The sequence below is a fragment of the Alteracholeplasma palmae J233 genome (assembly GCF_000968055.1).
Taxonomy (GTDB): domain Bacteria; phylum Bacillota_I; class Bacilli_A; order Acholeplasmatales; family Acholeplasmataceae; genus Alteracholeplasma; species Alteracholeplasma palmae.
In genome coordinates this window covers 1,453,887-1,466,580 of sequence record NC_022538.1, presented here as the reverse complement: position 1 = coordinate 1,466,580, position 12,694 = coordinate 1,453,887, and the positions used below count along the sequence as shown (strand labels likewise).

General features: G+C 38.3%; 8 protein-coding genes, 15 tRNA genes and 3 rRNA genes. All 26 read left to right on the top strand.

The window, feature by feature from the left end:
* The first annotated feature begins 4 nt into the window (after nt 1-4).
* The 26 genes from BN854_RS07905 (at nt 5) to rpsJ (ending at nt 12,671) form a co-directional block, all read left to right on the top strand.
* Complete coding sequence (locus BN854_RS07905) at nt 5-778, top strand: ParA family protein (protein WP_030003818.1); 774 nt, start codon at nt 5-7, stop codon at nt 776-778.
* Nucleotides 765-1,607, top strand: coding sequence for a ParB/RepB/Spo0J family partition protein (locus BN854_RS06920; protein ID WP_030003817.1), 843 nt, complete (start codon nt 765-767; stop codon nt 1,605-1,607). The genes BN854_RS07905 and BN854_RS06920 overlap by 14 nt, the downstream gene beginning before the upstream one ends.
* Entirely contained in the window at nt 1,608-1,778 is a 171-nt protein-coding gene (locus BN854_RS07800; protein ID WP_030003816.1) for a DUF951 domain-containing protein, read from the top strand.
* 114 nt (nt 1,779-1,892) lie between these two features.
* Nucleotides 1,893-1,976, top strand: a tRNA-Tyr gene (locus tag BN854_RS06915).
* A 206-nt stretch (nt 1,977-2,182) separates the two neighbouring features.
* Nucleotides 2,183-3,697 (top strand): 16S ribosomal RNA (locus BN854_RS06910).
* A gap of 118 nt (nt 3,698-3,815) precedes the next feature.
* Nucleotides 3,816-3,892 (top strand) — tRNA-Ile (locus BN854_RS06905).
* A 6-nt stretch (nt 3,893-3,898) separates the two neighbouring features.
* Nucleotides 3,899-3,974: transfer RNA gene (locus BN854_RS06900), tRNA-Ala, on the top strand.
* 51 nt (nt 3,975-4,025) lie between these two features.
* Nucleotides 4,026-6,861: ribosomal RNA gene (locus BN854_RS06895) — 23S ribosomal RNA — on the top strand.
* A 35-nt stretch (nt 6,862-6,896) separates the two neighbouring features.
* Nucleotides 6,897-7,004 (top strand): 5S ribosomal RNA (gene rrf, locus BN854_RS06890).
* The 16S, 23S and 5S rRNA genes sit together here with 14 tRNA genes alongside, the layout of an rRNA operon.
* A gap of 21 nt (nt 7,005-7,025) precedes the next feature.
* Nucleotides 7,026-7,101: transfer RNA gene (locus tag BN854_RS06885), tRNA-Val, on the top strand.
* Nucleotides 7,102-7,116: 15 nt separating this feature from the next.
* A tRNA-Thr gene (locus BN854_RS06880) sits at nt 7,117-7,192 on the top strand.
* Nucleotides 7,193-7,198: 6 nt separating this feature from the next.
* Nucleotides 7,199-7,274, top strand: a tRNA-Lys gene (locus tag BN854_RS06875).
* Between the two features lie 20 nt (nt 7,275-7,294).
* Nucleotides 7,295-7,379, top strand: a tRNA-Leu gene (locus tag BN854_RS06870).
* Between the two features lie 5 nt (nt 7,380-7,384).
* Nucleotides 7,385-7,460 (top strand) — tRNA-Ala (locus BN854_RS06865).
* Between the two features lie 45 nt (nt 7,461-7,505).
* A tRNA-Met gene (locus tag BN854_RS06860) sits at nt 7,506-7,582 on the top strand.
* A 4-nt stretch (nt 7,583-7,586) separates the two neighbouring features.
* Nucleotides 7,587-7,663 (top strand) — tRNA-Ile (locus tag BN854_RS06855).
* Nucleotides 7,664-7,685: 22 nt separating this feature from the next.
* Nucleotides 7,686-7,776, top strand: a tRNA-Ser gene (locus BN854_RS06850).
* 55 nt (nt 7,777-7,831) lie between these two features.
* Nucleotides 7,832-7,908: transfer RNA gene (locus tag BN854_RS06845), tRNA-Met, on the top strand.
* Nucleotides 7,909-7,912: 4 nt separating this feature from the next.
* Nucleotides 7,913-7,988, top strand: a tRNA-Asp gene (locus tag BN854_RS06840).
* Between the two features lie 7 nt (nt 7,989-7,995).
* Nucleotides 7,996-8,071, top strand: a tRNA-Phe gene (locus BN854_RS06835).
* 154 nt (nt 8,072-8,225) lie between these two features.
* Nucleotides 8,226-9,077, top strand: a complete 852-nt coding sequence (locus tag BN854_RS06830; RefSeq protein WP_030003815.1) for an NAD(P)-dependent oxidoreductase — start codon at nt 8,226-8,228, stop codon at nt 9,075-9,077.
* Between the two features lie 40 nt (nt 9,078-9,117).
* Nucleotides 9,118-9,193, top strand: a tRNA-Asp gene (locus BN854_RS06825).
* Nucleotides 9,194-9,331: 138 nt separating this feature from the next.
* The gene (locus BN854_RS07580) at nt 9,332-10,183 is read left to right on the top strand and encodes a DegV family protein (RefSeq protein ID WP_030003814.1); all 852 of its coding nucleotides are present in this window, start codon (nt 9,332-9,334) and stop codon (nt 10,181-10,183) included.
* Nucleotides 10,184-10,200: 17 nt separating this feature from the next.
* Nucleotides 10,201-10,638 (top strand): MarR family winged helix-turn-helix transcriptional regulator, encoded by a 438-nt coding sequence (locus BN854_RS06815; protein WP_030003813.1) that lies wholly within the window; start codon nt 10,201-10,203, stop codon nt 10,636-10,638.
* Nucleotides 10,639-10,755: 117 nt separating this feature from the next.
* Entirely contained in the window at nt 10,756-12,174 is a 1,419-nt protein-coding gene (locus tag BN854_RS06810) for a putative PEP-binding protein (protein WP_030003812.1), read from the top strand.
* Nucleotides 12,175-12,362: 188 nt separating this feature from the next.
* The gene (gene rpsJ, locus BN854_RS06805) at nt 12,363-12,671 is read left to right on the top strand and encodes a 30S ribosomal protein S10 (RefSeq protein ID WP_030003811.1); all 309 of its coding nucleotides are present in this window, start codon (nt 12,363-12,365) and stop codon (nt 12,669-12,671) included.
* The last annotated feature ends 23 nt before the right edge of the window (nt 12,672-12,694 follow it).

Here is a 12,694-nt window from a genome sequence, read left to right as displayed (position 1 = left end):
GGAAATGGGAAAGATTATAGCAATTTCAAATCAAAAAGGTGGCGTTGGAAAAACCACAACAAGTGTTAACTTAGCAGCAGCACTTGCACAAAATAATAAAAGGATATTACTAGTAGATTTTGACCCACAAGCAAGCGCAACCGCAAGCTATGGAATCACTAGAGGATTAAATGAAAATATCTATAATGTTTTAGTGGGGGAAAGAACTTTTGAAGAGACAATTGTTTCATTAGGGCAGTTTAAATTAGATGTGATTCCAGCGGCTATCAATCTAGCTTATCTAGAAGTATTAGTCGATCATGATGATAGAAACTACTTTTTATATAAGCAGTTACAAAAGATTAAAGATAAATACGATTATATACTTATCGATTGCCCACCATCATTAGGATTATTAACATTAAATGCTTTATATGCAGCAGATTCTGTGTTAATACCTGTGCAATGTCATTTTTTAGCAGTTGATGGATTAACTCAACTTCTAAATACAATTAGACTTGTCCAAAAAGATTTAAGAGTTAACAATAGAGCATTACTAATTGAAGGTGTTTTATTGACCATGCTAGATAAAAGAACTAAAGCTGGATGGGAAGTTGTTAATGAAATTAAAGGATATTTTGGTAAAGAAGTATTTGAAACAATAATTACTAATAACGTGGCGGCACAGGTTGCCCCAACTTATGGATTACCAGTTTTAAAATACGCACCTAAATCAATATCATCTAAATTATATAAATCCCTTGCCAAGGAGGTTATTAAACGTAATGAAGCCAAATAACTTAAAACCTAGAAAATTAGAAGATTTAATAAAAGAACATCATATTGATGAAGTATTAGAAGGAGAGGTTGTCTTAGAGGTCGAGCTTTCTAAGATTAAACCTAACCCTTTTCAACCAAGACGTATCTTTAACCCTGAAAAAATAAGAGAATTGGCTAATTCAATCGAAGAACATGGTGTTTTTCAACCTATTATTTTAAAAACAGTTAAAGAAGGTTATATCATTGTTTCAGGTGAAAGAAGATTTAGAGCTTCTCAATTAGTAGGCAAAAAAACAATTCCTGCAATCATTAGAGCATATCAAGAAGATAAGGTTGCTGAAATAGCACTTGTTGAAAATTTACAAAGAGAAGATTTAACGGCTATTGAAGAAGCAGAAGCTTACTTAAATATCATGAAACAATTAGAAATTACACAAAATGATCTTGCAATCAAAATAGGAAAAAGCAGATCTCATGTAACAAATATGCTAGGATTATTAAATTTACCAGCTGAAGTACAGCAAATGATGTTAGAAAATAAACTATCTATGGGCCACGCAAGGGCTTTATCAAAGCTAGAAGATTCAGAAAAAATCATACAACTAGCTAAAAAAATTATTAATGAAAATTTATCTGTTAGACAAATTGAAGAACTAACTCAAAGAGAAAGTAAAGCTAAAAAAATAAAAGTTCAAAGAAAACCTGAAATTTTTCAAAAATACGAAAAGAAAATTAAAGAAAAATATCAAGTTTCAGCTAAAATATTTACTAATAAAATAGTTATTTCTAAATTAACAGAAGAAAAAATAAATGATATTATTAATATTTTATTAAAGGATGATTACTAAATGTATAGCATAGGTGAAAAAATATATACAAAAAAGAACCACGCCTGTGGTAAAAATGAATGGGAAGTCAAAAGAATAGGTGCAGACATCAAACTTGTTTGTACGAATTGTCAACGAGAAATTATGCTTCCAAAACGAGAATTAGACAAAAAAATCATTAAAAAAGACTGATTTTCACCTCTTCTTTATAAATAGTATAGAGAAAAAGCAAAAAAAAGAAAAAAGTTTTAAAAAAGTGTTGATTTTTTATCTTTGATGCGATAGAATGATTAGGCAAGTGAATTTGGAGGGGTAGCGAAGTGGCTAAACGCGGCAGACTGTAAATCTGTTCCTAACGGTTCGACAGTTCGAATCTGTCCCCCTCCACCATCTTGAATTGTTAAAAAACAATCCTTGAAAAAAATGTGAAAATCATGCTTGACAAGGGTGTTTTATAATGATAAAATGAATAAGCGCGTTAGAAATAGCGAGCAAGCAATTAAGTCTTTGAAAACTGAATGATGATGAGTAAGGATAACGCGTTATAAAGATAACGCAAAACAAAATGAGTTAAGAAAAACAATTACAAAAATAAATTTTTGGAGAGTTTGATCCTGGCTCAGGATGAACGCTGGCGGCGTGCCTAATACATGCAAGTCGAACGAGAGTACTTGTACTCTAGTGGCGAACGGGTGAGTAACACGTAGGTAACCTGCCCCTAAGACGAGGATAACAGTTGGAAACGACTGCTAAGACTGGATAGGAGTATTTGAGGCATCTTGAATACTTTAAAAGACCTTTGGGTATGCTTAGGGAGGGGCCTGCGGCGCATTAGTTAGTTGGTGAGGTAAAGGCTTACCAAGACGATGATGCGTAGCCGGACTGAGAGGTTGAACGGCCACATTGGGACTGAGACACGGCCCAAACTCCTACGGGAGGCAGCAGTAGGGAATTTTCGTCAATGGGGGAAACCCTGAACGAGCAACGCCGCGTGAACGAAGAAGTACTTCGGTACGTAAAGTTCTTTTATTAGGGAAGAATGGCTGGTGGAAAAACCAGAATGACGGTACCTAATGAATAAGCCCCGGCTAACTATGTGCCAGCAGCCGCGGTAATACATAGGGGGCAAGCGTTATCCGGAATTATTGGGCGTAAAGGGTGCGTAGGCGGTCTATTAAGTCTGAGGTATAAGTGCAGTGCTCAACGCTGTGATGCTTTAGAAACTGATAGGCTAGAGTGAGATAGAGGCAAGTGGAATTCCATGTGTAGCGGTAAAATGCGTAAATATATGGAGGAACACCAGTGGCGAAGGCGGCTTGCTGGGTCTATACTGACGCTGATGCACGAAAGCGTGGGGAGCAAACAGGATTAGATACCCTGGTAGTCCACGCCGTAAACGATGAGTACTAAGTGTTGGAGAAATTCAGTGCTGTAGTTAACGCAATAAGTACTCCGCCTGAGTAGTACGTACGCAAGTATGAAACTTAAAGGAATTGACGGGACCCCGCACAAGCGGTGGATCATGTTGTTTAATTCGAGGATACACGAAAAACCTTACCAGGTCTTGACATACTCTGCAAGTCTATAGAGATATAGAGGAGGCTAACAGATGTACAGGTGGTGCATGGTTGTCGTCAGCTCGTGTCGTGAGATGTTGGGTTAAGTCCCGCAACGAGCGCAACCCTTATTGCTAGTTACCATCATTAAGTTGGGGACTCTAGCGAGACTGCCAGTGATAAACTGGAGGAAGGTGGGGATGACGTCAAATCATCATGCCCCTTATGACCTGGGCTACAAACGTGATACAATGGCTGAAACAAAGGGAAGCGAAAGAGTGATCTGGAGCGAAACCCATAAAAGCAGTCTCAGTTCGGATTGAAGTCTGCAACTCGACTTCATGAAGTTGGAATCGCTAGTAATCGCGAATCAGCAAGTCGCGGTGAATACGTTCTCGGGGTTTGTACACACCGCCCGTCAAACCACGAAAGTCAGCAATACCCAAAGCCGGTGGCCTAACCGTAAGGAGGGAGCCGTTTAAGGTAGGGTTGATGATTGGGGTTAAGTCGTAACAAGGTATCCCTACCGGAAGGTGGGGATGGATCACCTCCTTTCTAAGGAGAAAGGCATTAAAAATGCAACAACCAAATTACTCATCATATTCAGTTTTGAAAGACTATAATTAATATTTAGTGTTTCTACGGTGGCAGCAAAGCAAGTTATATAAATAACGGGCCTATAGCTCAGGTGGTTAGAGCGCACGCCTGATAAGCGTGAGGTCGATGGTTCAAGTCCATTTAGGCCCACCATTATTTGGGGCTTTAGCTCAGCTGGGAGAGCGCCTGCCTTGCACGCAGGAGGTCAGCGGTTCGATCCCGCTAAGCTCCACCAAAAGAGATCTTTGAAAAGTAGATAAAATTCTGTTAAAAGAAAAGAAATATAGGTTAAGGAACAAAGGGCGCACAGTGAATGCCTTGGCACTAAGAGCCGATGAAGGACGCAACTAACAGCGAAATTCCATGGGAAGCGGTAAGTACGCGATGATCCATGGGTGTCCGAATGGGGGAACCCACCATGTGGAAGACATGGTATCCAGCAATGGAAGGGAAACGCAGTGAACTGAAATATCTAATTAGCTGCAGGAAAAGAAAGTAAAAACGATTCTGCTAGTAGCGACGAGCGAACGCGGAGGAGCCAGATACTATAATAGTTACAAAACTTTATGTGAGAAGAATAACTTGGGAAGGTTAACCAAAGAAGGTGAAAGTCCTGTAATCGAAGCGTAAAGACTAGAGTATCAGAAAGTACGGCGAGACACGAGAAATCTTGTCGGAAGATGCGAGGACCATCTCGTAAGGCTAAATACTACTTAGTGACCGATAGTGAACCAGTACCGTGAGGGAAAGGTGAAAAGAACCCCGGGAGGGGAGTGAAATAGATCCTGAAACTGTGTGCTTACAATTAGTCAGAGCCCGTTAATGGGTGATGGCATGCCTTTTGTAGAATGAACCGGCGAGTTACGATATTTAGCAAGGTTAAGCTTGAAGGAGTGGAGCCGAAGCGAAAGCGAGTCTGAATAGGGCGTTAAGTTGAATGTTGTAGACCCGAAACTGGGTGAGCTAGCCATGAGCAGGTTGAAGTTTAGGTAAGACTAAATGGAGGACCGAACCAGGACACGTTAAAAAGTGTTTGGATGACTTGTGGCTAGGGGTGAAATTCCAATCGAACTCAGAGATAGCTGGTTCTCCCCGAAATAGCTTTAGGGCTAGCGTTGAAATGTAAGTTTTATGAAGGTAGAGCACTGAATGTGTGATGGCCCCACCTCGGGGTACTGAACTCAATCAAACTCCGAATGTTATAAAACATGTTCAGCAGTCAGACTACGGGTGATAAGGTCCGTGGTCAAAAGGGAAAGAGCCCAGACCGCCAGATAAGGTCCCAAAATTGATGCTAAGTGGAAAAGGAAGTGGAGATGTCCAAACAACTAGGAGGTTGGCTTAGAAGCAGCCATCCTTTAAAGAGTGCGTAATAGCTCACTAGTCGAATGACTCTGCGCCGAAAATGTACCGGGGCTAAGCATCATACCGAAGCTGCGGATTTAAAAGAAATTTTAAGTGGTAGGGGAGCGTTCTAACAGCGAAGAAGCCATATCGTGAGGAGTGGTGGAGCGGTTAGAAGTGAGAATGCCGGTGTAAGTAACGAAAAGATAGGTGAGAATCCTATCCGTCGAAAACCCAAGGTTTCCAGGGGAAGGTTCGTCCGCCCTGGGTTAGTCGGGTCCTAAGGTGAGGCTGAAGAGCGTAGCCGATGGACAGCAGGTAGAGATTCCTGCACTAGTTTACAAACTGATGGAGTGACAGAGGAGGTTAGCATCGCCCCTTAATGGATTGGGGTAGAAAGACTGAGTCTTGTATGTAGGCAAATCCGCATACTCTAAGGGCAAGGTAAGAAAGTAATGATGACGATATCAAACTCTCGAGAAAAGCTTCTATGGCTAATTTGTAAACTACCCGTACCGTAAACCGACACAGGTGGGTGGGTAGAGTATACTAAGACGCGCGAGAAAACTCTTGTTAAGGAACTCGGCAAAATGACTCCGTAACTTCGGGATAAGGAGGACTTTTAATGAAAAAGAAAAGTCGCAGAGAATAGGCCCAAGCGACTGTTTATCAAAAACACAGGTCTCTGCAAAACCGTAAGGTGAAGTATAGGGGCTGACGCCTGCCCGGTGCTGGAAGATTAAGAGGAGATGTCAACGCAAGTGAAGCATTGAATTGAAGTCCCAGTAAACGGCGGCCGTAACTATAACGGTCCTAAGGTAGCGAAATTCCTTGTCGGGTAAGTTCCGACCCGCACGAAAGGCGTAACGATTTGGGCACTGTCTCAACAAGAGACTCGGTGAAATCAAGCTGCCGGTGAAAACGCCGGCTACCCGCGACAGGACGAAAAGACCCCATGGAGCTTTACTGTAACTTGATATTGACATTGGGTGTAAGATGTACAGGATAGGTGGGAGACTGAGAAATTGGAACGCTAGTTTCGATGGAGTCACCGTTGGGATACCACCCTTCGTGCATCTAGTGTCTAACCCGCGCAAGTGGATTGCGGGGGACAGTGTCTGGTGGGCAGTTTGACTGGGGCGGTCGCCTCCTAAAGAGTAACGGAGGCGCTCGAAGGTTCACTCAGAATGGTCGGAAATCATTCGTAGAGCGTAAAGGCAGAAGTGAGCTTGACTGAGAGACCTACAAGTCGATCAGGGACGAAAGTCGGACTTAGTGATCTTACGGTACCGAATGGAAGGGCCGTGACTCAACGGATAAAAGCTACCCTGGGGATAACAGGCTTATCGCTTCCAAGCGTTCACAGCGACGAAGCGGTTTGGCACCTCGATGTCGGCTCGTCGCATCCTGGAGCTGGAGAAGGTTCCAAGGGTTGGGCTGTTCGCCCATTAAAGCGGCACGCGAGCTGGGTTCAGAACGTCGTGAGACAGTTCGGTCTCTATCCGTCGTGGGCGTTGGAAATTTGAAGGGAGCTGTCCCTAGTATGAGAAGACCGGGATGGACATACCGCTGGTGTACCAGTTGGCCTGCCAGGGCCATAGCTGGGTAGCTATGTATGGAAAGGATAAACGCTGAAAGCATCTAAGCGTGAAGCCTACCTTAAGATGAGATTTCCCAATTAGTAAGATCCCTTATAGACGATGAGGTTGATAGGCTGGGTGTGTAAGTGCCGTGAGGTATTTAGCTGACCAGTACTAATAGATCGAGGACTTAACCTATACTTTTAATAGAATTTATCTAGTTTTGAGAGATGTCTGGTGACGATGGCGAAGTGGAAACACCTGTTCCCATACCGAACACAGCAGTTAAGCACTTCAGCGCCGAAAATAGTACAGTGTGCGAAGATAGGACGTTGCCAGGCAGTATCTCTAAAAATTAATATGGAGGATTAGCTCAGTTGGGAGAGCATCTGCCTTACAAGCAGAGGGTCGGCGGTTCGAGCCCGTCATCCTCCACCATTTAAATTATCAAATGCCGAAATAGCTCAATTGGTAGAGCAACTGACTTGTAATCAGTAGGTTGCGGGTTCAATTCCTGTTTTCGGCACCACTACACGTCCCGTTAGCTCAGTCGGTAGAGCACTTGACTTTTAATCAAGGTGTCGAAAGTTCGAATCTTTCACGGGACACCATTTATTTTTTATACCAGTATGCCTGAATGGTGGAATCGGTAGACACGCAGGACTTAAAATCCTGTGGCTTACGCCGTGTCGGTTCAAGTCCGACTTCAGGTACCATTTTTGGGGCTTTAGCTCAGCTGGGAGAGCGCCTGCCTTGCACGCAGGAGGTCAGCGGTTCGATCCCGCTAAGCTCCACCAATTTAATTTTTGCAATGAACATGTACGAATGAAATATATTGATATGGCGGCGTAGCTCAGCTGGCTAGAGTGCACGGTTCATACCCGTGAGGTCGTGGGTTCGATCCCCCCCGCCGCTACCAATAAGGACCCGTAGCTCAGTTGGTTAGAGCTACCGGCTCATAACCGGTCGGCCGTAGGTTCGAGTCCTACCGGGTCCACCATATCACTTATAGATACACTTACGGAGGAATACCCAAGTCCGGCTGAAGGGATCGGTCTTGAAAACCGACAGGCTGTAAAAGGCGCGGGGGTTCGAATCCCTCTTCCTCCGCCAGTTAATTTTCTGGGTAGAAATTAACGAATCAATTAAATATGTAGTATAATAATATCGCGGGATAGAGCAGTCTGGTAGCTCGTCGGGCTCATAACCCGAAGGTCGTTGGTTCAAATCCTTCTCCCGCAACCAAAATGGTCCGGTGGTGTAGGGGTTAACATGCTTGCCTGTCACGCAGGAGATCGCGGGTTCAAATCCCGTCCGGACCGCCATTAGTTTGGCTCTGTAGCTCAGTTGGTAGAGCAGTGGCCTGAAGAGCCTCGTGTCGGCGGTTCAATTCCGTCCGGAGCCACCACTAATATAAATAAACAAAAACCGTCTTAATAGATGGTTTTTTTTATGCTTAATTGCTATTTTTTAATAATAAGAGTTAATGTTTAAGGATTAATTAATAGAGCAAACTATAAAATTGGTATATAATATAGTATATAAATAACTTGGAGGTAGCTATGAAAATTGCATGGATTGGAACAGGTGTTATGGGTAAACCAATGGCGCTTAATTTAAAAAAAGCTGGATACGATGTATCTGTTTACAACAGAACTTATGAAAGAGCTCTTGAATTAAAAAACGATGTAACAGTATGCAAATCAATTAACGAGTGTGTTAAAGATGCTGATATAGTGTTTACTATTGTAGGATATCCTAAAGATGTGAAAGAAGTTACAACAGAAGTATTTAAACATGCTAAAAAAGGCACAATCATTGTTGATATGACAACCTCATCACCAACACTTGCTAAAGAGTTGTACTTAGAAGGAAAAGAAAAAGGTTTTGATTTATTAGATGCCCCTGTAACAGGTGGAGATTTAGGCGCTATTAACGCTACTTTATCTATTATGGTTGGGGGAGATGAAAAAGTATTTTCTAAAGTATTAACAATTTTTGAAAAATTAGGTAAAACAATTAATTTTATGGGTCATGCTGGTAATGGACAGCATGCTAAACTTGCTAACCAAGCAGCAATCGCTGGTACAATAGGTGCCTTAGCTGAAAGCCTTGTCTATGCTAAAGAAAAATCTTTAGACGTTGATAAAATGCTTAGTGTGATATCGGGCGGATCAGCAACCTCTTGGCAAGCAATCAATAACGGACCTAAAATGATATCAGGAAATACAGATCCAGGCTTTTATATCAAACACTTTTTAAAAGACTTAAATTTAATTATAGAAGAAGCTGATTTTTCACCTCTTGTTGTTAAACAAGTTAGAGATATTTATCATATATTAAATGAGAAAAATCTAGGTGATCTAGGAACTCAAGCAATTATAAAATATTATCTAGAAAATAGTAATAAATAATTGACTTTTAGTCAATAAATTTGATACAATTAAATGGCATGGTCCGGTGGTGTAGGGGTTAACATGCTTGCCTGTCACGCAGGAGATCGCGGGTTCAAATCCCGTCCGGACCGCCATTTATATATACAACAAGACTTTTAGCTGTAAATGCAGTTATAAGTCTTTTTTCTTTTATTTTACTTGAAATAATGAAAAAGTATGTTATTATATTAAAGAATACTTTGATATTCAAATATTTTGAAGGAGAAACAAAATTGAAGAAAATAGCATTAGCAATTACATCTACATCAGGAATAGATTACGTAAAATTAAACATACCAATAGAGGTTTTAAGACTAACAGTACACTTTGACGGAAAAGAATATATAGATCACACAGAAATTAAAGCAAATGATTTTTATCAGATGATGCTAGATAAACCAAATGCGGATATCTCAACATCACAAGCATCAGCGGGGAAAGTTGCTGAAAGTTATGAAAAACTTAAAAGTGAAGGATATACCGATGTGATAGTCATCGCGGTATCATCAAAGTTATCAGGTTCTTATCAAGGATGCATATTAGCTAAGAGTATGGTTGAGGGGATTAACGTTCATGTAGTTGATTCTATGTCAGCTTCATTCGGAGAAGCTTTATTAGCACTAGAAGCAGAGAAAATGATTAAAGATGGCTTGGAAGCGTCTATAATTGTTGAAAAATTAGAGAAAATAAGAGATAATATAAATATATTCTTTTTAGTGGATACATTAAAGTATTTAGTAAAAAATGGTAGATTATCACAAACAAGCGGTTTTTTAGGAACATTACTAAAAATTAAACCTATTTTAAAAATTGTGGATGGAAAGCTTATTCCATTTGAAAAAATTAGAACAACTGCTAAAGCACAAGAAGCCTTAGTGAGAAATGTTTTAGATGGCATAAAAGGAAAAGAAAATATTAGAGCCTTTATCCTTTATACACTAGATGAAAAACTAGCATTAGAACAAAAAGAAAGAATACAAAAACAAAATCCAAAAGCTGAAGTTACTTTATTACCGTTAACCCCAGTAGTAGGAGCTCATACTGGACCAGGGGCAATGGGCATAGGGTATGTTGAATTAGATTGAGGAAGGATGATACAAAAATGGCAAAGTCAAAAGAAATTATTAATGAACTACTAGTTGAGGTGTTTAATCATATCTTAAGTATAGAAGAAACTACTTTAAGACATAGAGGTGTTACACTTTCCATGACAGAAGTTCATGTTCTTGAGGCCATTAGAAATGTATCTGACACCACAATGGGAAGCGTTGCTAAAAAACTTAGAGTAACATTAGGAACCCTAACCACTTCAGTAAACGTTCTTGTCAAAAAAGGATATGTCTATAGGTATCGTGATGAGGAAGATAGAAGAAAAGTTTATCTTAAATTAACAGAAGAAGCATTAAAAGTCTTAGTCATCCATGATGAGTTTCATGATGAAATGATTGATTCTATATTTAAAGAACTTGAACTTGATAAAGATGAAGCTCTCATGAAATCTTTAGATAGTATTAGACTTTATTTTAAAGATAAATATTGAAAGATGCTAAAAAGCGTCTTTTTTTTTATAAAAAAAGGGGCTGCACAAAAAAATGATGGCTTTAAGAAAAGGAAATATATATAATATATGGAAGGTAAAAAAAGGAGATAACAATAAATGACAGATAAGCATGGCAACTATGTAGTTATTTCTATTGATGTAGAAGAATTAATAGATAAAGATAAAACAGCTATCAAAGAAAAGAAAAAATGGATAAAATTAGTGATAAAAAGAGAAATCGAAAGATTGTTTTGGTTAACTAGATTGGGCTACTATCAAAAGAATAATTGTATTAATGACATAACAGTTTTACAAGAAGCCTATAATAGATTAATGAAAGCACTAGATGAAAAAGAGTTTTTTAAAACAACAAATTTAAAAGAACAGTTATTCAAAAAATGGGATTTAATTATTCATGAAGTTATTAAAGAAACTTGTGTTGAAAAAACACAATACAATATTTTATCAGGACTTGAAATTATAAACACATCTTTCAAAAGGTTTATTTATCAAATAGAAAGAGTTTTTATGATTATGCAATTACCTTATGATAAGATAATTAAATTAACATTAAAAAACGCAACACCACAACATATCATAAACCTTCCACAAAATATAGAAGAGATTAACTTGGTAGACCCTAAAGAACCCAAAGAATTATATGAGTTTGATTCAAATGCTAAATATCCTGAAGAGCAATTAGTTTTTACAGATAACGATCAGTTAAGAAAAGAAGTGTTATATTATGCTAGAAAAATACGCAAAGGAAAAATAGGTGTAGAGTTAAGCAGCATTAAAGAAATTGAAAAAATAGAAAATAAAGATTTAGTAGATGCAATTTTAATTAGGACAGAAAATATGTATCTCAGACAAAATCTTGTAGTAACTAAAAAAGATAGAATAGAAGAATATAATAAAATAATAGATGCTTTTCCTGGAAGAGAATTAATCATTATATTTCCAGATCAACAATTAATCTATCAGTATTTAGGCATAGAAGAAGATGCAAGATTACACCCACATATTTTATCAAGGCATTACTCTATGTATGAGTTAGAATTATATTGTATCAATGAAATTAGCAAGAATTGTAATGTGAAAGTTGTCTTTCCTTCAATTACAAATGATCAAGATTATATCTTTTATAGACATTTAATTGAATCAAGCTTGAAACTATACCCATATGAACAATTACTTGAAGTAGGTATCATGATAGATAACGAGGTTGTTTATGAGTATTTGAAACATTATAAGCCTTTTGATTTTCTTATATTAGATACAAAAAAACTTTATAATGAATTATATGAAGAAAAAGACTATATTAATTTGTCAGAGTTTAAAAATGATTTTATGAATGAGGTAAGAGAAATCCATCAACATTCAAGATTAAGAAATAAACCTGATTATATTATGGGTAAACTCTTGAAAAATAAAGAAATACTATTAAAAACGTTTAAAATGGGATATAAAAATTTTATTATTACTGTCGATTGCTTAAACGAATATAATCAACTTATAAATAGCGATAAAATATAAAAATAGTATTTTATATAGAAAAAGTCTTGCAATATAGGCTTTTTTTTTGTATAATAGAAAGGCTCATGTAATTATGAGTTGGCTGTGATTTGAGAGGTTGCCGATACACGGATAGCCGTTGTCTAAGGTCGGGTTTTCTCAAGGAGCAAGTCTATGCAAACAGAATATAGGCGGAAGGAGACAAAAAAATGGCAAAAGAAGTAATTAAGATTCGTTTAAAAGCTTATGATCACAGACTAATTGATCAAGCTGCTAAGAAAATTGTTGAAAGCGTAGTTAAAACAGGTGCAACAGTTAATGGACCAGTACCACTACCTACAAAGAAGGAAATCTTCACAATTTTACGTTCACCACACGTTAATAAAACTTCACGTGAACAATTTGAACGTCGTACGCATAAACGTTTAATCCAAATCGTTAATCCAAATTCAAAAACGATTGACGCTCTAATGCATATTGATTTACCATCAGGTATCGATATCGTATTAAAAAAATAATTTATAATAAATAAAAAGAAAGA